The sequence below is a fragment of the Gemmiger formicilis genome (genome assembly GCF_024462815.1).
Lineage (GTDB): Bacteria > Bacillota > Clostridia > Oscillospirales > Ruminococcaceae > Gemmiger.
In genome coordinates this window covers 142,587-162,588 of sequence record NZ_JANGCG010000006.1, presented here as the reverse complement: position 1 = coordinate 162,588, position 20,002 = coordinate 142,587, and the positions used below count along the sequence as shown (strand labels likewise).

Here is a 20,002-nt window from a genome sequence, read left to right as displayed (position 1 = left end):
TAAATCTCTGTAATCACTCAGACACAATCGCTTGCGTCCTGTATGAATTACTTGTAAAATTTGGAATTGATTATCGTGGGTTTCCAAACCCACGTTCAAGGTTCCACAAGTTTCAGTTTTGTTCAATTTTCAAGGTCCTGCTGCGCTGTCGCATCTCTGTGACAGCTTGTATATTATATATCAGATTCTCTTGTTTGTCAAGAGGTTTTCTGAAAGTTTTTTGAAGAAGTTTTCTTCAAAAAACGCCTACAAGCTGTACCTAAAGGCTTCAGCGGCTGTGCTGCGGGCCCCGCCCGCGAGACAACTTTGATATATTACCACACCCCCCTATACTTTGTCAACACCTTTTTTCGGATTTTTTGACAAATTTTGATAGAGGTATTTGGGCAAGGTGTATATTGCGGAGGTGGGGAAGTATGACTACCAAATGTGGGTGCGGAGGGTTCAGCGGTTTACCAGTAACAGCAGATATTGGGAAACAACCGGGCCGGGCACGCCCCGCCCCCTACAGGGGTGGCAAGACAGAAACTGCAACAAAAAAATAGAGCCAAGCATCAGGCTGGCTCTATTATATATAGTATGTAGATTACTTCTTATGGTACATCCGGTCATCCTCTTCATAGAGAGGCTCACAGGTCAGGTACATTCCCAGCTTTTTGAGGGTATCGGCGTCAACGCTGGACAGAATAACCGTAGAGTGGATGTCGCAGCCCTTCAGATTGGGTATCTGGCGCATTGCCTTGGCGGCGTACTCGTTCTCGGACACAGAGCTGGACAGCGCAATCAGAATCTCATCGGTGTGAAGGCATGGGTTTTTGCTGCCCAGATAGGTGGTCTTGAGGGTCTGAATCGGCTCGATGGCGCGGGCGGAGACCAAATCCGTCTCCTGGTCAATACCGGCCAGCTTCTTCAGCGCGTTCAGCAGGGCTGCAGACGCCGCGCCCAGCAGCGGGCCGGTCTTGCCGGTGACAATCGTGCCGTCTGCCAGCTCAATGGCGGCGGCAGGCTTGCCGTTTGTGGCTTCAGAGGTGGCATGGGCGCGCTTTTCGACTTCGCGCTCCCCCAGCGCAATGCCCGCCTGGTTCATCAGCAGCTCGAGCTTGAAGCGCTCCTGCTTAACAATGCCGCTGGCCTTCTGGTCACAGAGACACTTGAAATAGCGGCGGACAATCTCGTTCAGGGACGCCTCGCGGCAGACCTCATCATCAATGATGCAGTTGCCCGCCATATTGACGCCCATATCCGTGGGAGAGCGATAGGGGCTTTTGCCCGCAATCAGCTCAAACATCGCGTTGACAACCGGGAAAATCTCAACATCGCGGTTATAGTTGACCGTGGTCTCGCCGTAGGCCTCCAGATGGAACGGGTCAATCATATTGACATCGTTCAGATCTGCCGTTGCTGCCTCATAGGCCAAGTTGACAGGGTGCTTGAGGGGAAGGTTCCAGATGGGGAAGGTTTCAAACTTGGCATAGCCTGCCTTGACGCCGCGCTTATGCTCATGATAGAGCTGGGACAGGCAGACCGCCATCTTGCCGCTGCCGGGGCCGGGGGCCGTAATGACCACCAGCGGGCGCTCGGTCTCGATATAATCATTCTTGCCGTAGCCCTCATCGCTGACAATGTGGGCCACATCGTTGGGGTAGCCGGGAATCTTGTAATGACGGAAGGTGCGGATGCCCAGACCGTTGAGCTTCTGCTCAAAGGCCGTGACCTCGGGGGCATCGGTATATTTGGTCACGCAGACGCTGCCCACAAAGAGACCGACCCCCTGGAAGGCGTCAATCAGGCGCAGCACATCCGCATCATAAGTAATGCCGTAGTCACCGCGCATCTTGTTGGCCACAATGTCCTCTGCGCTGATGACGATGACAACCTCAGCCTGCTCCTTCAGCTGCAGAAGCATCTGCAGTTTGGAGTCCGGCTGAAAGCCCGGCAGCACGCGGGATGCATGGTAATCGTCAAACAGCTTGCCGCCAAACTCCAGATACAGCTTATTGTCAAACTGTGCAATGCGCTCCCGGATGTGGGCAGACTGCATGGCAAGATATTTGTCATTATCAAATCCAATCTTCATCAACAATCCCCTTTTCCCTAATAGTAAACCAATTCAAATTCAGTATAGCATTTTTTGCGGCCGCTTGCAATGGCATTTTGTGGGTGCGGGCCGCTTCTTATAGTTTTATAATCGTGACAAAGGTTTGAAAACCTTGAACCTGACCGAAAAGTACAAAAAGTAAGTGCTGGCAACAAAGAAAATAAGCCCAGCGGAAAGAGAGAAAGAAAATGCTGTATCAGGTTATTGGCGTTGAGCGTAAAGAGGGCGAGTTCACTCCGCAGGACAAGCCGAACCAGAAGATTCACTATGACAACATCGTGTTCCACGTTGTCGGTCTGAAAAAGTCCATTGGCGTGACCGGCCAGATTGCCGAACAGCTGTCCATCAAAACTGTGGACGCCGGGGAAATCGTCGAAGCTGTCGGCGGCAAGGTCGAAAACGCTGTTGGTCGTCAGTTCGACTTTGAGACTCGCTACGGCAATAAGATTCGCGCGTGGGAGTTGGTTAAGTAATGCTCCCCGCCCCACCAGAAAACGCCCAGCCGTCACCATGTAAATAATTGCCGTCAGCCGCGCGGCTGACACTCCAAAGGCGCTACGTCCTTTGGAGTGTCAGTGTCAGTGCCAAGACACAAAACAAAAATGACAGTAAACAGGATGGTAAAGTTATGGGCGACACAAAAGCTCCACCACGTTTGCGCAGTCGGCAGTGTATGTTTGTACTGTACCCCGAGAGCCAGCAAGCAGCAATCGACTATTGCAAACAAAACCTGCCCTGCGCGTGGGCGCTGCATGATAAAGACGTGTACACGCAAGCGGCGTTCGACGCCTACGTGAAAAAGCACGAGGGCACGCTTCCGGATTGGATGCCGGGCGACCTCAAGAAACCGCACGTTCACTTTGTGTGCAGCTTTCCCAATGCCCGGTATTTCTCCGGCATTGCAAAAGAAATCGGCGTTGAGGTCAACGTCATTCGCAAGGTGAACAACCTTTATAAGGCGTATGTCTATCTGTGGCATATGCTTGACCCCGACAAATATCAGTATAGCAAGGATATCGTCGGCACTCACGAATTTGAAGAACCCAGCGAACACGCCGGTATGTCCCAGATGGAAGATGACCAAGTGCAAATTCTACTGGATATGCCCACGTTCGACACCTTCAACGAACTGTGCCGGTGGGCGTATGAGCAAGGCTGTTGGGCCACCTTCAAAAACAACTACGCCATGTGGCGCGACCAGTTCATTGAACGCCAGCGCCTACGGGATATGGCCCAGACGGCCAGCGAACGGCTAGAAATGCAAGCCCGCCTTGCCGAACTGGGCAACAGCCAAAAGGTCAACGATGTGGACGGCTTTGTTATGATTGCCGATGATTTGAAGGGAAATTTCTAATGAGAATCACACAAAAAACCTTGTATGATTACGGCGAACTTCTTCCGGAGATTTGCCAAGCCTCTATTGATGAAAATCTTGAATTTCTCCTGCTGCTGATTGCCGCGAAAACAGATATCGAACGAGCATACGCCAGCCAGTGCAACAACTATTCCGTGCTGGTTACCTGTTTTGAAGATGAACCGGACGATTACAAAATCGTTCCACACGATTACCAGTTGTAACGCAAGCCCCCAAAAGCAAGCGATTACATAAAAATTCTAGGAAAGGAGAAGCAACTATGTACACCATGTTCGCCGCTGGCGACGGTGCAGAGGTTGCAAAGAGCGCTATGGAAACCGTTATCGCCGCAATGGCCGATGTTTTCACCCTGTCCGGCACCGTCGTTACCGAGATTACCAAGCAGCCCATCCTGCTGTTCTGTCTCGCCGCTGGTCTGGTTCCTGTGGGTATCGGCATCTTCGCCCGCTTGAAGAACGCCGCCCGCGGCTAATCCAGCACGGCCCATGTGGGGCAGGGCGAATGCCCTGCCCCACATTTTTTTGCTTTTTCCTTGAAAGAGGGTTCATATATGAAAAACTACCGCCTTATTGCAATTCGCCGCTTCTGCTCCCGCATTGCTTGCGGTAGACTTTCGCAAATGTACGCGCAAGCGTTCTACGTCCCCAGAAAATAAAAAAGCCGCCAGCGGCGGCGGGTTTAGTGGAAGATTTTAAATAGAAGCCAAATTATCAAGCCGATATTGATAACCAATCCAATCGGCATAAAAACTATATCGCCTAGGGAACCTATAATTAGCAACAAAGCAATTTTTAGGCGTTCTCTGTTTTCGTCCGTCATTCTCAACTTCTCCTTTCGGTGGTGTCTATGAAAAAGCGTCTTGTATCTATAATTTTAACTGTATTTTTGGTTTTGTCAATGATGCCTTTTGCGGCTTTCGCTGATAACGCCATCGTTTGCCCCGCCTGTGGTGGTGAAGTCACAAAAAAGACGTATCACTTGGTCGGTAACTATTGGGATTTCTACAAATGCAATACTTGCGGCAAATGGGCATATTTAAGCGCTGTTGCCGGTCTTAAACTTTTATCTGCTGGTGACCAAGCTATTATAAACGCCGCTGATGCAAACGCAATTCTGAATTTTGCGTTCAACAACGGTCACTTAATTCCAGCCGAAAAAGCCCCCTCCGGCATCGGCCGGAAAGACCTACCGGGTTTTGAAGATGAGGAAGGCACTGCACAAGTCAGCAAAGAGGGAAAACTAACCTATGTTGCACATCCTCGTCTTGCTTTAAATTCTAATTGTGTTTCTGTGCCCTATCAGGATTTTTTTGTTGAACAAGAGTATCATACGGATGACTGTAAAAGAACCGGAAATCATCAATCGTATTGTAAGCATTATCAACTTTCGTTCAATTACAATCAGTACGATTATGATTATATCCTTGTTGATGCTTTACGGCATACTAGAACATATGCTACATTCAATGTTGTTTATGAAGTTCAAAACGGTGTACCCGGCACTTATTATGTCGCGAAGGGTCAACCCCTATTTCGCTATCGAAAATCATTAGGCGCAGATGAACAGATTTTCTACTCGCCTAAACAAGAAACTATGAAGCTCCCGACAGATTCGGCTCGTTATGATGATTATGGAATATCTCGGTATCAAGCGTATGATTTTAGTTATACAGTCTATTCAGCCGCAAAAGGTGAAGCTATTAAAGCTCGTGTTTTTCGCCTTGTAGTAACTTGTGACCCTGATGATAATAAAATCACCTCTGACACAAATATTACAATTACCAATAACACATGGAACGGCAACATCTATGTAGACAACAGCACCAATCTAACTTACATCTACCCGCAGTACACCACCATCAACGAGAAAAACGAAACCGTTACAAACATTTCCAATACGCCCATCATCTACAACAACGAAACCAACAAATATTACACCTACGATTCAGTAACTAACAATTACTACTATATCAATTATGAAGATACCCCGACCCCCACACCTTCGCCCTCGCCGTCTCCTACACCTTCTCCGTCTCCTTCTCCGTCTCCCGACCCTACGGAAACACCCGCTCCCGATGTTACACCTACACCGACAGACCCGCCCACACCCACTACACCGCCTACTCCCGGAGGTGACAATCCGGGTGGCTCTGGCTCCGGCTCTGGTTCTGGTGATAATTCTTGGAATCCGTTCAAATGGCTTGCTGATTTGCTGAAAGACATCGTCGAAAAAATTCTCAAAGCGATATGGAAGCTAATCACGTCAATTTTCAGTTTCCTGCTTTGGCTGCTCTCTCTTGTCGGAAAGCTGTTCCCCTTTATTCCTACGCAAGCCATTACAGCAATAACCGCAGGCGCGGTTATTGTAACAGTTATCCGCATCATCAAATTTATTACAGGTAGGTGATACCATGAAAAAATTGTGCGCTATTCTGGCGCTGTTCTGCGTCCTGATTTGCACGGCCTGCCCGGTCTTTGCGGACGGAGTGGTTAGCGATATTAGCACCAGCGAGACAGCGCAGACCGGTGACGATATGGCCAACGCTACCATGGATTCAGCCGATGCGCTTACAAACCTTATGAACGGAGTAAAAGAAAAATGGGAAGAACTTTTCGGCGGTTTAGAAGGAGTTTTAGAATTTACTACCGTCTGCGTCGGCGGTGTTATCGGTTGTTTACCTTCGTCCTTCGCGCTGTATCTCATTATGTTGTCAGTCTGTGTTGCGGTGGTCGCTATCTTTAATGCCTTGGGCGGAAAGGATAAATAGAAATGTTTGTAGCAGTTATGACAGAAATTGCAAGATTTTTGCAAATCAAAATGGACATATACGGCGCTGTATTCTCGTTTTGGGATTTTATGCTCTGGACGCTGTTAGCCGCGCTGGTCGTCTGGGTAGTAAAGGAGATGCTGTGGTAATGAGCGACAATTTCAATAAATTCTGTGGCGTTCTCATCCTGCTGTTGCTCGGTCTTTCCACGCTGTTCACGCTCCGGGCCAGCGCCGAGGACTACACCCCGCCCGCCGATGTAGCAGAAACGACCGGGGAAGAAACACATGAAGTAATTCAAGTGCAGGGCGTTCAGACTTATGACCCCCAGCTATATGAAAAGCTGGACACCCTGCAAGAATCCATCAACACATTAGTGGACATTCTGACCCCTGCCGAGGATGCAGCCGATGTGCCCGATATGCAAACCGCCGAACCGGCGCAGGATTACACGGCCCAGTTGGACACGATTTCAGAACAACTTGTGGATCTGCGCACAGCTGCGGAAATGGCGACCGCCGAGACGGCCCAGCCCGCCGCATTCGAGAAAGAGTTTTCTGATTACAGCGTATCCGAGGTGCTGCTGTTGGTACTGGCCGCCGTGGTCGTCGGTGCAATCGTTGTCGGTTTGGTTCGTGGCTTTTAAGCAAAAGCGGCAAGCGCGTCCGGGGCGCGGGGGCTATTGCCCCCGCCCCGCGCGCGCGTCGCCGCAAAGTGAGGTGTAAAAAATGGTATCTCTGTTCTATGATTTGCTGGCGTTCTTCGGTATCTCTGCCGACGCGCCGCAAAACCTGTCCGAGTTCTTCCCCTGGTTTCTGGCAATTCTTGTGGCCGTGGCGCTATTTCTGTTCGTGTTCGGCATCATCAAGGATTTCACTCACACATTTGCTCGTGGGGGTCGCTTCTGATGAACGGTTACATGGTTCTGCTTCTGGTCGCTGCGCTCATTACGCTGGGTGTCTCTCGCATTGCGCGGCAAATAACGTTCCATCCCTTCCAAACCGGCTTCAACGCTATCAAAGACCTGTACTATTACCAGCTTCACCGGGGCTGGCATAACTGCCCTGTGGGTGCGCTGGATATCTACTGCGGCTATTTCGGCTCCGGAAAAACTCTGTCTCTGGTACATAAGGTTGTTGGCCTGTATAACTGCTACAATGACAAAGTAGTATGGTGTCCCCGGCGCAAAAAATTTGTTGTGCAGAAAATCAACATTCTTTCAAATGTGGATTTGGCTGTTCCGTACATAAAATTAGAAAGTCTTGCGCAGGTCGTTAAGGCAAGCAAAACCACAAATGTGGTGGACGATGAAAACGATACACTAACTGTTACCATCGTGGCAATGGATGAATTGTCGGTGCAAATGAACAGCCGGTCATTCAAGGACAACTTTAACGCTTATTTCCTCAACACGTTGCTTTGTTGCCGACACTACCATATTAGTTTTTACGGCTCGGCCCAGCGATTTCAGCACGTGGACAAACTGCTGCGGGATGTTACCCATACAGTCATTCAGTGTAACAAGATTTGGCGTTTTCAGCTGTGGGCTAGCTACGACGCGTGGGAAATGGAGAACGCCACCAACGCCGAGATGATACGCCCGCTCCGGCGCGGCCTGTGGTTCGTGCGTGACCGCGATTATAACGCCTATGATACCTTGGCTGTGGTAGATAACTTGCAAAAGAAGTTTGAGGAAGGCGACATTCTCCCTGAAGCGGAAATTATCAGCAATCAGGCACCGGCCGGGCCGCTGGGTCTGGAAGTGGCCAGCAAGCCCACGAAAAAGGCCCAGCGCCGTATGTCCGGGCAAATTAAGAGGTGATCTGTATGACCGAAGAAGAAGTGTATAAATTGGCCCGTAATGCCGCCTTAGTTGGCCTGTACATATCTAACAATTTCATAAGCATACCCCTTGTTTCACAAAGAGTGGAATATCTTGAATCCTGCCTTGTATATCTGAACGAAACCATAAAAGAAAGGTGGCCCGAAGATGAAACAGGTTTGTCGGATGGACAAAACAAATAAGCGTCCTTACTGCCTTCGCAAGCCCTGCAGTTACTTTGCAGACGGTTCGTGCCCCGGGCCTGTTGTGGCCATAGCCAATTACTATAGCCGTGTAAACTGCCCGAACGAACCACGCTCGGGCGGTCTGCCACTCTGCGGCTTGCACCCAGAGTGCGCCTATTGCCGTGAAAATGCAAGCCATATATAATTTTAGCCGTTGCTGTCCTTTCGGATTGCAACGGTTTTTCTTTTTGAGGTGCAATATGTATACAGAACCACGACCAAAAGGCCGACCATTGACAGAGAACGAACGGAATCTAATAGCACATCTGCATAAGATGGGCTACACCCAGACTGCTATAGCAAAAGAGGTCGGCGTCTGGCCCTCTACCATCTGTCGGGAGTTGAAACGCGGAGAAGTTGAACAGCTGAACGGTGATACGTGGGAATACTATACCACTTACAGCCCCCAGAAAGCGCAAGACCGCGCCGATTATATGAGAACCGCCCACGGCCCGGACCTTAAAATAGCAAACCGCCGCGACTACCTCGCCGCGCTGGAGGCGTATATACTGGACGGCTCCAGCCCTGAGGATGCCATTCATCATGTCGGGGACGCTTTCGGAATCACCATAAGCAAGACCACCTGTTACCGATACATAGAAATGAAACTGTTTCAAACCTTGCGGTATAAGCACCTTCCGCAAGGCCACCCTAAGACCGGCAAAGGTAGCGGCTCGCACAGTAACATTGCCAACCCCGGCCACCGAAGTATAGAACGCCGTGCCAAGGAAGTGCAAGACCGTGAAACGGTTGGCCATTGGGAAATAGACAGTGTTATAGGCAAGGCTGTAGGTCAGAAAGAAAGTCTGTTGGTTATCTCTGAGAGAAAAACAAGAACCGAAATCATCTTGAAAGCAGAGAGCAAAACAGCAGCCGAAACCGTGCGCCAGCTCCGCCGTCTGCGCCGATACTTTGGCCGGGATTGGAAAACCATCTTTCACACACTGACTTCCGATAACGGTTCGGAATTTGCAGACCAAAGCGGTATAGACGCGCTGGGCGTTACAATGTTCTATTGCCATCCTCAAAGCCCACACGAACGTGGCACGAACGAGGTCACAAACAAGCTGATTCGCCGCAAATTTCCTAAAGGCCAAAGCCTGGCACACGTCACCCAGACTCAGGCCGCCGAGGTACAGTATTGGGTGAACCACTATTCCCGCCCGATGTTCGGCGGACGTTGTGCCGCCGATGTGCTGAAAGAGGAGCTAGACCGGCTCCCGCTGTACAACCGCGAGAAAGTTTACCGCTTTTTCGGCTTGCTGTAGCCGGACGGCCCTTTGCTTACTAGATTCTGAGCCGGAGAACCTACCGTTTAGCACCGCCTAGGGGGAACGGTTTTTCGTGCTACAATGGGCTGATAGGCGAGGCTCTTTATTTTCCCTTGCTTCCTGAGTTCCTCGCCGTGACTACGGCACGCACGAAAAATCGGCCAAGTCAAGGGCTTGAATTTTTTCCCAATTTATAAAGAAAAAATTTTTGGCGTAAGCCAAACCCTTTACTTGACCGAAGTTCTCCCGAACCCTTTAGCCGCCTGTTTTCGGCAGCATATGAAGGCCGCAAGGCCCGAATGTTTTAAAAGACACTTTAGACGCGCGGCCCGCGCACGCGGGCCTTGTGCATCTTTTGATAGCCGGAACCCTTCAGGGTTTCGGCGTCTGAGCGGCACAAGCGCCGCAGGCTCCTAATTATGCAACATTCATCTATTGACACTTTTCAATTTTTAGTGCAATTTTGTCACGAACCCTTGACAGTAGCGGGTGCGGGCCGCTTTCCTGGCCGGAGGAGGCCCTGCGCGCCAATATTATTGCGCAAGTCAGTCTGGCACTGAACCGTATCTGGACCGAGTGGTACCCCAGCCGGGGCTACAGCTTCAACATTACCGGCTCGCCCGGGTATGACCAGGCCTATGTCAACGGACGAACGGTCTTTGCGGTGATGGAGCGCCTGACCGCAGAGTTGTTCAACACCTACGTGCAGCGCACCGGCGATGTCGAGCCGTATTTTACCGAATACTGCGACGGCAAGACTGTGACCTGTCCCGGCATGAAGCAGTGGGGTACGGTGGACCGTGCGCGGGAGGGCATGAACGCGCTACAGATTCTGCGCTACTACTACGGCAACCGCGTCCAGCTGGTGACCACCGACAGCATTGCGGCCATTCCGTCCAGCTATCCCGGCAGCCCGCTGCGGCGCGGCAGCACCGGCACAAATGTCCGGATCCTGCAAAAGCAGCTGTCCCGCATTGCAAAGGATTACCCCTCCTTCGGCAAACCCACCGTGAACGGTACCTTTGACGAGGCCACCGAGAACAGCGTGAAGAAATTCCAGAAACAGTTCAGCCTGACCGCGGACGGCATTGTGGGCCGGGCCACATGGAACAAGATAAGCTATATCTACGTCAGCGTCAAGGACTTAGCCGAGCTGACCAGCGAGGGTGAAACCGCGGAGGGCACCCAGAGCGCGGGCGGCTGGCCGGGCACGGTGCTGCGGCGCGGGGCCACCGGTAGCAGAGTGGAGCAGGTGCAATTCTGGCTTTCGGACTTGGCGCAGTTTGATTCGTCACTGGTAAGCGTAACCGTGGACGGCAGCTACGGCGCGGCCACCGAGCGTGCGGTCCGCGCCTTTCAGCAAAAGCAGGGGCTGACCGCCGACGGCGCAGTCGGGCAGGCTACGTGGAACGCCCTGTATTCCGCCTGGGTGGATGCGCAGAGTGACCTTGGCGGCACGGCATGGCCGGGCACGGCACTGCGCCGCGGAGCCACCGGGATGGAGGTGCGGCTGGTACAGTTCTGGCTGCGTCTGGCCGCGGGCAACTACAGTGCCCTGCGCACCGTCACGGTGGACGGCAGCTACGGCGCGGCCACCGTGAGCGCGGTGGAGGCATTCCAGAGCCTGTTCGGACTGACGGCAGATGGCGTAGTGGGGCGCAGCACGTGGAACAAGCTGAAGGAGGTCGCCTTGGCCGTGGCCAACAAAATTGTGGCCGCCAACACCGCGCCCGGGCAGTTCACCACCACCGTGCGGGAGGGCAGCACCGGCACGACAGTGCGGGCTGTGCAGTTCTATCTGCGGCGGCTGTCGGCCTATTACAGCGATATTCCCACCGTGACCGTGGATGGGCGCTTCGGCGCGGCTACCACGCGGGCGGTAAAGGCGTGGCAGGCACGGGCCGGGCTGACCGTGGACGGCGTGGTGGGGCGGCTGACTTTCCAGAGTTTGTACGATGCCGTGCAGGCTCTGGACACCAGCGGCCCGGTGGTGCGCACCGTCAGCCTGCCGACGCCCTCTGCCACGCTGCGCCCCGGCAGCACCGGCCCTGCGGTGCTGCGGCTGAACCGGCTGCTGCTGTTTATGAGCCAGTGGATACCGGAAATCAACTTCCCCGCCAGCGATACACCGGCCAACAGCTTTGACCTCGAGCTGGAAACTGCTGTGCGCAGCGCACAGCGGTACTTCGGGCTGACAGAAACCGGCGTGGTAACTGCAGCCGACTGGGAGACTTTCCGCACCGCTGCCGAGGAGCTTCTGGCCGCGAACCCCGCCGCCGCCAGCCCCGAGCCGGGCGGTATCTGGCCCGCCGGGGCGCTGGCGCTGGGCAGTGCCGGGCCCGCCGTGCTGCAGGTGCAGCGGTGGCTCAACGTGATTGCCTCCGCCGACCAGAGCGCTGATTTTGTGCCCGAAACCGGCCAGTTTGACGCCGTGACCGAGGCCGCGCTGGAGAGCTACCAGCTGACCGCCGGGCTGAAAACGCTGGGCGTTGTGGACGCCGACACATGGGAAAGCCTGCGCCTGGCCGCGCAGGAGCTTTGCCGCGAATGCCAGGAGGGATAAGTCATGCCAAAGGTTTTTGTGTACGATTCCTATGACAATAAATTTTTCCGCTACTATCTGAGCGAGAATGATCCCATGCCCTACAGCACCGGCACCACCCTGCGTGTGCGGGAGTTCCGCGGTGCCAGCAAGGGCAACGTGCTGTGGACCACAACCGCCGCCATGGAGGCGTGGAACCTGACCCGCCGTACCTACGGCAGCGGCATCCCGGTGGGGTACGCTTTCCGGCGCATCTGGGAGGGTGGCCACGGCACAACCAGCCAGCACTATGCGGGCGTTGCCTTTGACGTGGGGCAGCGCACCACCGCCGCCAACCGCCGCAAAATTTACAACGCTGCCGTGGCCACCGGCGCATGGGGCTATGTGGAGCCGCTTTCAATGACGCCCACATGGGTACACTTTGACCGGCGGTACGGCAAGCCTGCCTGTGCCAACACCACCGCGGGCTTCCCCACCCTGCGCCGCGGCAGCCGCAGCACCTATGTGCTGGTTCTGCAGGACGCGCTGAACGCGCTGGGGTATTCCACCAACAAGCTGGACGGCATTTTCGGGCAGGCAACCGAAAGCGCGCTGAAGGGCTGCCAGCGCCGGTTCGGGCTGACCGCAGACGGCGTGTGCGGCTGTGCCAGCTGGAAAAAGATTGCCGAAGCCACGGTGGGCATCGGCCGGACGGCAACCGTCATTGACAAGTGAAGGCGGGCGATTATAATTAGGATAAAAGGTCTTTGCAGGGGCTGCCTGCAAGAAGCTACTATATAATAAGGAAGTGTTCCGATATGGATATGATGGAGTTTCTGCGTTCCCGCCGCACTTACCGCCGTTTTGCACAGCGCGCCGTGCCCCATGAGATTCTGACCGAGGCCGTGGACGCGGCCCGCATGGCCAGCTGCGGCGCGAACCGCCAGACCGTGCGGTATATCGTTGTGGAAAGCGCCGATGCCGTGGCCACCGTGCAGCCGCTGGTGCACTGGGCCGCGTATCTGCCGCCGGAACAGGGCACGCCCAAGGCCGACGAGCTGCCCACCGCCTTTATTGCCGTTTTGCAGGATGACAATCTGCCGGGTGCCTCCGATGTGGATGTCGGCCTCGCGCTGGGCAGCCTGACCGCGGCGGCGTGGGCGCACGGCGTGGGCAGCTGCATTATGGGTGCCATCGACCGCCCGGCCCTCAAAGAGCTGCTGGCGCTGCCCGAGGGCGTGCGCCTGTGCTATATGGTAGCCCTCGGCTACCCCACCCATGAGAGCCATCTGGTGGAAATGCAGGACGGCAGCGTGAAGTATTATCTTGACGCCGACCGCAACTACTGCGTGCCCAAGCGTGGGATGGATGAAGTGCTGTTGAAAACCTTATAAACTCGCAAATAAAAAGTGCTGCTTCCTGCAAAGGAGAGCAGCACTTTGTTTTTGCTTTACCCCAGAATTGCGAAGCTCTGGGCACCGAGGGAGAGGGTGTCATTGACAATCTCAGCCTTGCCGATGGTGTACTGAATGTGCAGGTCCTCGGCCAGCTCCAGCGGCAGCTCCGCGGCAACGCCTGCCGGGTTGACGGCGCAAATCAGATCGCCGCGTTGCCACACGAAAGGACGATAGTCCTTCTTGGCCTTGGGGGCGTACAGCACCTTGAACGGTGCATCGGAGTTCAGGTCCTTGTGGGCGTGGCGGAAGGCCAGCAGGCTCTTGACGGTGTTCAGCAGGCTGTCCGGGTCCTCTGTCTGCGCGGCAACCGTGGGCGCATCGGCAGCAGTGTCCACCGGCAGATAGAGGTCCTTTGCTTCGGCTGTCGAGAAGCCGTGGTTGGCTGTGTCATCCCACTGCATCGGCGTGCGGGAGCCGGTGCGGAAGTAGCCGCCCTCCTTGGTGGGCAGAGGCAGATAGCGCATACCGATTTCATCGCCGTAGTAGACGAACGGCGCGCCGGGCAGCGTGAAAATCGTGGCGTAGGCCAGGCGCAGCTCGTCCGGCGTCAGACCCGCGGAGGGGCGGATGGTATCATGGTTGCAGGTGATGAAGCACCACAGGCCGTCCTTGTGGGTGGCCTTGTAGGTGGGCAGATAGTCATCCAGGAACTTGTCGATGCCGGTGCCGGAGTCCTTGCAGAAATAGGCCTTGCCGATGTTGTGCGGGTTGGAGTCGGTCGCGCCGTCATAGTTACGCATCAACCAGCTGTAGCCGTTGCCCTGCCACTCGAGATAGAAGTCCATATCAAAGCCGTTCTTCAGCGACATCTTCGGGCCGTTCCACTCGGAGACGAGGGCCGCCTCGGGGTACTCCTTTTTGAGCATGGCGGAGATATTGCGCCAGACCGCACAGGTGTACTTTTTATTTTTCGTATCGTTCTTGACAAGGCTCGACGCCATATCCACGCGGAAGCCATCACAGCCCATATCCAGCCAGAACCGCATGACGTCCTTCATGGCCTCGACCGTGCCCACACAGGCGGGGTCGGTGGTGGGCTTCTGCCACTTCTGGTTGATTTTGCCGTAGCCGTAGTTCAGTGCGGGCTGACATTTGAAGAAGTTCAGGATATAGGTGCCGTTGCGGTCGGTCTCACCGCCGATGAAGGGCATACCGTCCCCCGCTGTGAAGCAGGAATCCGTCCAGATGAAGCGGTCGGAATATTCGTTGTGCTCGGGCTTGCAGCTCTCCTGGAACCATGCGTGTTCCTCGCTGGTGTGGCCGGGCACAAGGTCAAACAACACGCGGATGCCCTTCTCGTGCGCGGCCTTGAAAAGCGCCTCGGCGTCCTCGTTCGTGCCGTAGCGCGGGGCGATCTTCTTGTAGTCGCGCACATCATAGCCGGCATCCTTGAAAGGTGAGTCAAAGCAGGGGTTAATCCACAGAGCGTTGCAGCCCAGCTCCTTGATATAATCCAGCTTGGCGATAATGCCCTGCAAGTCACCGATGCCGTCACCGTTGGTATCGTAGAAGCTCTGGGGATAGATTTCATAAAAAACTGCGTCTTTGAGCCACTGTTTCATACTGGTTCTCCTTTGCAATGCCTATATACGGCGGAAGCGTCCGCGGGGTGGGTTGGTTTGCCCTGCCGCTTTTGGAAACGTTTCACACCATTCCAGTTTTATACTACCTTCTTCTTTGGCGTTTGTCAACGCCGCAAAGGGTACAAAATAACCTATAATTTTTCTACATTTTGCACCAAAATACAACATATTGCTAAAATGTGAACATTTCATTGACAAATTACGAACATCGCAGTAAAGTAAGTAGCACAAGCGATTGTAAAATCTAACAGGAAAGAGGGATTCATGTAAAATGAATACGCTTGTAATCGTTCTGATTGCCGCGGTCGTTCTGGTATGTGCGTACGCCGGATATGGCCGTTGGCTCGCAAAGACCTGGGGCATCGACCCCAACGCCAAGACTCCTGCTGTGCGGCTGGAGGATGGCAAGGATTACGTTCCCACCAACGGCTGGACGGTGTTTGCCCACCAGTTCTCCTCCATTGCAGGTGCAGGCCCTGTCACCGGTGCCATTCAGGCTGCCGCGTTCGGCTGGCTGCCCGTTCTGCTCTGGGTTCTGATTGGCGGCGTTTTCTTTGGCGCTGTCACCGACTTTGGCGCTCTGTACGCCTCCGTCAAGAATGACGGCAAGTCCATGGGCCTGCTGATTGAGAAGTACATCGGCAAGACCGGCCGCAAGCTGTTCCTGCTGTTCTGCTGGCTGTTCTGCGGTATCGTCATTGCCGCCTTCGCAGATATGGTTGCCGGTACCTTCAACGCCTATGTCACCACCGATGGCGTTACCAGCCTGTCTGACGCCGCTGTCACCAACGGTTCTGCCGGTATGGTCTCCATCATGTTCATGGTGTTCGCCGTTATCTTCGGCCTGATTCAGAAGAAGTTCAACTTCTCCGGCTGGAAAGAAGCCGTCATCGGCATCGTTTTCATCGTCCTCTCCTTCGTGATTGGCATGAACTGCCCGCTGATCTTCGGCAAGGCCGCCTGGAGCTACATCACCTTCGTCTACATCTTCTTCGCTGCTGTTCTGCCCATGTGGCTCCTCAAGCAGCCCCGCGACTATATGACCACCTTTATGTTCGGTGCCATGATTGCCGGTGCCGTTATCGGTCTGGTTGTTGCACACCCCGCGATGAACCTGCCTGTCTTTACCGGCTTCAACAATGAGAAGCTCGGCACGATGTTCCCCATCCTCTTCGTCACGGTTGCCTGCGGCGCGGTTTCCGGCTTCCACGGCCTGGTTTCCTCCGGCACCTCCTCCAAGACCGTTGAGAACGAGAAGGATATGCTGAAGGTTGGCTACGGCGCCATGGTGCTCGAGAGCCTGCTGGCTGTTCTGGCCCTCTGCGTGGCCGGTGCTGCCGCTGCCGCGGACGGCACCCCCGCCTCCGGCACTCCGTTCCAGATTTTCAGCCGCGGCGTTGCCGGCTTCTTTGAGATGTTCGGCGTGCCTGTTTCCGTTGCCACCGTCTTTATGACGATGTGCGTTTCTGCTCTGGCCCTGACCAGTCTGGACGCCGTGGCCCGTATCGGCCGTATGAGCTTCCAGGAGCTGTTCAGCGTTGACGATATGGAGCATACTGAGGGCTGGCGCAAGCTGTTCTGCAACGTCTACTTCTCCACCTTCATCACCCTGGCCTTCGGCTTCCTGCTGACCCAGATTGGTTACGCCAACATCTGGCCGCTGTTCGGCTCTGCCAACCAGCTGCTGAGCGCTCTGGTTCTGGCCACCCTGTGCGTCTTTCTCAAGGTCACCGGCCGCAACAACAAGATGCTGTTCCCGCCGCTGGTCATCATGCTCTGCGTCACCTTCACCGCACTGGTGCAGCGCCTGATTGCCATGGTCAAGGCCATCGCTGCCGCCGCCTCCACCACCATCCCGGCCGGTGAGACGACCTGGGGCGCCGTTTTTATCGCCAACGGTCTGCAGCTGATTCTGGCCATCCTGCTGATTGTTCTGGGCCTGAACATTGTGTTCCACAGTGTCAAGAGCTACAAAACCAGCGAGAAGGGCAGCGAAAAGGCGGCTGTCTGAGCAAAACACTGCTTGACAAATATACACACATAGTGTACTATTTATACGGCCGCAATGGCGCGGCAGCACACTGCACCATTCGGCAGTCATAAAGACATCTAGCCCCGGTGATCCGCACAGTGGAACGCCGGGGCTTTTTGTATGAATATAAGGGAAATTTTATAAAGGTAAAGGAGAACACCAACCATGAAGCTCAAGAACGCGCTGGCCCTTGCTATGGCCGCTGTGCTGGCTGCGGGCCTGACCGCCTGCGGCTCCAGCACTGACACCACCTCCCCTGCTGCAGATTCCACCGCAGCCGAAAGCACCGAGGCCGCCGCGGACACCACCGCTGCCCCGGACGGTGACGGTGACCCCACCACCCTGACCGTTGCTATGGAGTGCGCTTACGCCCCCTACAACTGGACCCAGAGCGATGATGCCAACGGCGCTGTGGAGATCCGCGGCTCCAGCGATTACGCCTACGGCTACGATGTTATGATGGCCAAGAAGATTGGCGAGGCTCTGGGCCAGAAGGTGCAGATCGTCAAGCTGGACTGGGATAGCCTGATTCCCGCCGTCATGAGCGGCGATGTGGACTGCGTCATTGCCGGTCAGTCCATCACGGCTGACCGCGCCGCACAGGTCGATTTCAGTGACCCGTACTACTACGCCTCCATCATCACGCTGACCAAAAAGGACAGCGCCTACGCCAACGCCGCCAGCGTGGCCGATCTGGCCGGCGCTACCGCCACCAGCCAGCTGGGCACCATCTGGTATGACACCTGCCTGCCGCAGATTGAGAACGCCAACATTCTGCCCGCGCAGGAGACTGCCCCCGCCATGCTGGTTGCCCTGAACAGCGGTGCCTGCGACATCGTTGTCACCGACCGTCCCACCGCTCAGGCCGCGCTGGTTGCCTACCCCGACTTCACCCTGCTGGACTTCGGCGGCGGTGACAAGGACTTTGCCGTCAGCGATGAGGACATCAACATCGGCATCTCGATGAAGAAGGGCAACACCGCCCTGAAGGACGCCATCAATGAGGTGCTGGCCACCATGACCACCGATGATTACAACAAGATGATGGATGAAGCCATCAGCGTTCAGCCCCTGAGCGAGTAATTTACCCGCCTGCCCCTGCCGTTTTGCGCGGCAGGGGCCTTGGTGTTGGTGAAGCGGAATTATGGCAACACCGCACAATTCGCGCCTTACGGCTTAAGCGGTATTGCCTTATAAAAGGAGAACTTCCCTATGCAAGACTTTTTCGCAAACTGTGCCACCGTGCTGCAGCGATACGGTTTTTCGTATCTGCGCGGCGCGGGCACAACCCTGCTGCTGGCCCTGGTCGGCACGTTTTTCGGCTGCCTGATTGGCTTTGCAGTCGGCGCTTTGCAGACCATCCCCATTGACAAGCAGCGCGACCCCATCTGGAAGCGCGTGCTGCTGAAAATCCTGCACGTTGTATTGCGCTGCTATGTGGAGCTGTTCCGCGGCACGCCTATGATTGTGCAGGCCGTCTTTATCTACTACGGCCTGCTGCAGGTGTTCGGCATCAAGATGGGTATGTGGCAGGCAGGCTTTTTCATTGTCTCCATCAATACCGGTGCCTATATGGCCGAGACCGTGCGCGGCGGCATTGTCTCCATCGACCCCGGCCAGACCGAGGGTGCCATGGCCATTGGTATGAACCACTGGCAGACGATGCTGCACGTCATTCTGCCGCAGGCACTGCGCAACATCATCCCGCAGATTGGCAACAACTTCATCATCAACATCAAGGACACCTCTGTGCTGAGCGTTATCTCCATCACCGACCTGTTCTTTGTACACAAGAGCGTGGTCGGCGCGCTGTACACCTACTTTGAGAGCGCGGCCATCGTCATGGTGATTTACCTGACGATGACGCTGTTTGCCAGCTATCTACTCCGTTTGTGGGAGAAGGCGCTGGACGGCCCGCAGAACTATGACCTGAACACCACCGACTCACTGGCCTATACCAGCGGTATGTACAATGCCCCCGACCCGAACCATGAGTCCCAGAATCTGGATATGAAGGGAGGCGCAGCCCATGTCTGAGCCTGTTATTGAGGTACGCCACCTCTCCAAGAGCTTCGGCACCCATGTTGTCCTGCGCGATGTGGATTTCACCGTCAATTCCGGCGACGTCACCTGCATCATCGGCGCGTCCGGCAGCGGCAAATCCACCCTGCTGCGCTGCATCAATCTGCTGGAGACCCCCACGAACGGCGCTGTGCTGTTCCACGGCAAGGACATCACGGCCAAGGGCTCTGACCCCTGCGCCTACCGCGCCAAGGTCGGCATGGTATTCCAGAGCTTCAACCTCTTCAACAATATGACCGTGCTGGACAACTGCACCGCGGGCCTGCGGTACGTACTGCATCAGGACAAGGAGACCGCCAGAAAGACCGCCCTTGCCAATTTGGAAAAGGTCGGTATGGCCCCCTACATCCACGCAAAGCCGCGCCAGCTTTCCGGCGGCCAGAAGCAGCGTGTGGCCATTGCCCGTGCTTTGGCCATGCAGCCCGAGGTTCTGCTGTTTGATGAGCCGACCAGCGCACTGGACCCCCAGATGGTAGGCGAGGTGCTGGCCGTTATGCGCCAGCTGGCCAAGGAGGGCCTGACGATGATTGTCGTGACCCACGAGATGGCCTTTGCACGCGATGTTTCGAGCCACGTGGTCTATATGGCGGACGGCGTCATCTGTGAGGAGGGCACCCCCGCCGACATCTTTGAGCACCCCCAGAACCCGAAAACCGTCGAGTTCCTGAGCCGCTTCCGGCAGGCGTAACTTGCACAAATAAAAAGGACGTATCGGCATCCCTTTGCCGATACGTCCTTTTGTTTATCAC

General features: G+C 55.1%; 22 protein-coding genes. 19 read left to right on the top strand and 3 right to left on the bottom strand.

The features are described from left to right. Positions 1 to 586 precede the first annotated feature (586 nt). Positions 587 to 2,077 (bottom strand): DUF1846 domain-containing protein, encoded by a 1,491-nt coding sequence (locus NE623_RS07345; RefSeq protein ID WP_256273008.1) that lies wholly within the window; start codon positions 2,075 to 2,077, stop codon positions 587 to 589. 209 nt (positions 2,078 to 2,286) lie between these two features. Here NE623_RS07345 and NE623_RS07340 point away from each other — a divergent pair, with 209 nt between their 5' ends. The 4 genes from NE623_RS07340 to NE623_RS07325 all read left to right on the top strand — a co-directional run bounded on the left by NE623_RS07340 (position 2,287) and on the right by NE623_RS07325 (position 3,945). Continuing rightward, complete coding sequence (locus NE623_RS07340; RefSeq protein ID WP_256273009.1) at positions 2,287 to 2,571, top strand: hypothetical protein; 285 nt, start codon at positions 2,287 to 2,289, stop codon at positions 2,569 to 2,571. A 155-nt stretch (positions 2,572 to 2,726) separates the two neighbouring features. Beyond that, the gene (locus tag NE623_RS07335; protein WP_256273010.1) at positions 2,727 to 3,452 is read left to right on the top strand and encodes a Rep family protein; all 726 of its coding nucleotides are present in this window, start codon (positions 2,727 to 2,729) and stop codon (positions 3,450 to 3,452) included. Beyond that, positions 3,452 to 3,676 (top strand): hypothetical protein, encoded by a 225-nt coding sequence (locus NE623_RS07330; RefSeq protein ID WP_256273012.1) that lies wholly within the window; start codon positions 3,452 to 3,454, stop codon positions 3,674 to 3,676. The genes NE623_RS07335 and NE623_RS07330 overlap by 1 nt, the downstream gene beginning before the upstream one ends. 56 nt (positions 3,677 to 3,732) lie before the next feature. Next, positions 3,733 to 3,945: a hypothetical protein gene (locus NE623_RS07325; RefSeq protein ID WP_256273013.1), complete on the top strand. Its 213-nt coding sequence runs from the start codon at positions 3,733 to 3,735 to the stop codon at positions 3,943 to 3,945. A gap of 206 nt (positions 3,946 to 4,151) precedes the next feature. Here NE623_RS07325 and NE623_RS07320 read toward each other — a convergent pair whose 3' ends face one another. Beyond that, positions 4,152 to 4,292, bottom strand: coding sequence for a hypothetical protein (locus NE623_RS07320; RefSeq protein WP_256273015.1), 141 nt, complete (start codon positions 4,290 to 4,292; stop codon positions 4,152 to 4,154). 27 nt (positions 4,293 to 4,319) lie between these two features. On the opposite strand from NE623_RS07320, the gene NE623_RS07315 reads away from it, so the two are divergent. The 11 genes from NE623_RS07315 to NE623_RS07265 all read left to right on the top strand — a co-directional run bounded on the left by NE623_RS07315 (position 4,320) and on the right by NE623_RS07265 (position 13,493). Next, positions 4,320 to 5,879, top strand: a complete 1,560-nt coding sequence (locus NE623_RS07315; protein ID WP_256273016.1) for a hypothetical protein — start codon at positions 4,320 to 4,322, stop codon at positions 5,877 to 5,879. A 4-nt stretch (positions 5,880 to 5,883) separates the two neighbouring features. Then, a complete protein-coding gene (locus NE623_RS07310) occupies positions 5,884 to 6,240 on the top strand; it encodes a hypothetical protein (RefSeq protein ID WP_256273017.1) in 357 nt (118 codons plus the stop codon). Positions 6,241 to 6,242: 2 nt separating this feature from the next. Continuing rightward, on the top strand, positions 6,243 to 6,389 hold the full coding sequence (locus tag NE623_RS07305; protein ID WP_256273018.1) for a hypothetical protein: 147 nt from the start codon (positions 6,243 to 6,245) through the stop codon (positions 6,387 to 6,389). Further along, positions 6,389 to 6,886: a hypothetical protein gene (locus NE623_RS07300; RefSeq protein WP_256273019.1), complete on the top strand. Its 498-nt coding sequence runs from the start codon at positions 6,389 to 6,391 to the stop codon at positions 6,884 to 6,886. Before NE623_RS07305 ends, NE623_RS07300 begins: the two co-directional genes overlap by 1 nt. An 82-nt stretch (positions 6,887 to 6,968) precedes the next feature. Further along, positions 6,969 to 7,148: a hypothetical protein gene (locus NE623_RS07295; protein ID WP_256273020.1), complete on the top strand. Its 180-nt coding sequence runs from the start codon at positions 6,969 to 6,971 to the stop codon at positions 7,146 to 7,148. Next, positions 7,148 to 8,062, top strand: a complete 915-nt coding sequence (locus NE623_RS07290) for a hypothetical protein (RefSeq protein ID WP_256273021.1) — start codon at positions 7,148 to 7,150, stop codon at positions 8,060 to 8,062. Before NE623_RS07295 ends, NE623_RS07290 begins: the two co-directional genes overlap by 1 nt. A gap of 5 nt (positions 8,063 to 8,067) precedes the next feature. Next, positions 8,068 to 8,265, top strand: coding sequence for a hypothetical protein (locus NE623_RS07285; RefSeq protein ID WP_256273022.1), 198 nt, complete (start codon positions 8,068 to 8,070; stop codon positions 8,263 to 8,265). Between the two features lie 275 nt (positions 8,266 to 8,540). Then, positions 8,541 to 9,575, top strand: a complete 1,035-nt coding sequence (locus NE623_RS07280; protein WP_256273023.1) for an IS30 family transposase — start codon at positions 8,541 to 8,543, stop codon at positions 9,573 to 9,575. A 466-nt stretch (positions 9,576 to 10,041) separates the two neighbouring features. Next, positions 10,042 to 12,141, top strand: coding sequence for a peptidoglycan-binding domain-containing protein (locus NE623_RS07275; RefSeq protein ID WP_256273024.1), 2,100 nt, complete (start codon positions 10,042 to 10,044; stop codon positions 12,139 to 12,141). A 3-nt stretch (positions 12,142 to 12,144) separates the two neighbouring features. Next, on the top strand, positions 12,145 to 12,834 hold the full coding sequence (locus tag NE623_RS07270) for a peptidoglycan-binding domain-containing protein (protein WP_256273025.1): 690 nt from the start codon (positions 12,145 to 12,147) through the stop codon (positions 12,832 to 12,834). A gap of 83 nt (positions 12,835 to 12,917) precedes the next feature. Beyond that, positions 12,918 to 13,493, top strand: a complete 576-nt coding sequence (locus NE623_RS07265) for a nitroreductase family protein (RefSeq protein ID WP_256273026.1) — start codon at positions 12,918 to 12,920, stop codon at positions 13,491 to 13,493. Between the two features lie 56 nt (positions 13,494 to 13,549). On the opposite strand, the gene NE623_RS07260 is transcribed toward NE623_RS07265, so the two are convergent. Beyond that, positions 13,550 to 15,118, bottom strand: coding sequence for an alpha-amylase family glycosyl hydrolase (locus tag NE623_RS07260; protein WP_256273027.1), 1,569 nt, complete (start codon positions 15,116 to 15,118; stop codon positions 13,550 to 13,552). Between the two features lie 292 nt (positions 15,119 to 15,410). Between NE623_RS07260 and NE623_RS07255 the strand changes: the two genes are divergently transcribed. The 4 genes from NE623_RS07255 to NE623_RS07240 all read left to right on the top strand — a co-directional run bounded on the left by NE623_RS07255 (position 15,411) and on the right by NE623_RS07240 (position 19,941). Next, a complete protein-coding gene (locus NE623_RS07255; protein ID WP_256273028.1) occupies positions 15,411 to 17,150 on the top strand; it encodes a carbon starvation CstA family protein in 1,740 nt (579 codons plus the stop codon). Positions 17,151 to 17,336: 186 nt separating this feature from the next. After that, a complete protein-coding gene (locus tag NE623_RS07250) occupies positions 17,337 to 18,254 on the top strand; it encodes a transporter substrate-binding domain-containing protein (protein ID WP_256273029.1) in 918 nt (305 codons plus the stop codon). Between the two features lie 129 nt (positions 18,255 to 18,383). Continuing rightward, positions 18,384 to 19,208 carry an amino acid ABC transporter permease gene (locus NE623_RS07245; protein WP_256273030.1) on the top strand — a complete coding sequence of 275 codons (825 nt, stop codon included), beginning with the start codon at positions 18,384 to 18,386 and terminating at the stop codon, positions 19,206 to 19,208. Next, complete coding sequence (locus NE623_RS07240; protein ID WP_256273031.1) at positions 19,201 to 19,941, top strand: amino acid ABC transporter ATP-binding protein; 741 nt, start codon at positions 19,201 to 19,203, stop codon at positions 19,939 to 19,941. Before NE623_RS07245 ends, NE623_RS07240 begins: the two co-directional genes overlap by 8 nt. Positions 19,942 to 20,002 lie beyond the last annotated feature (61 nt).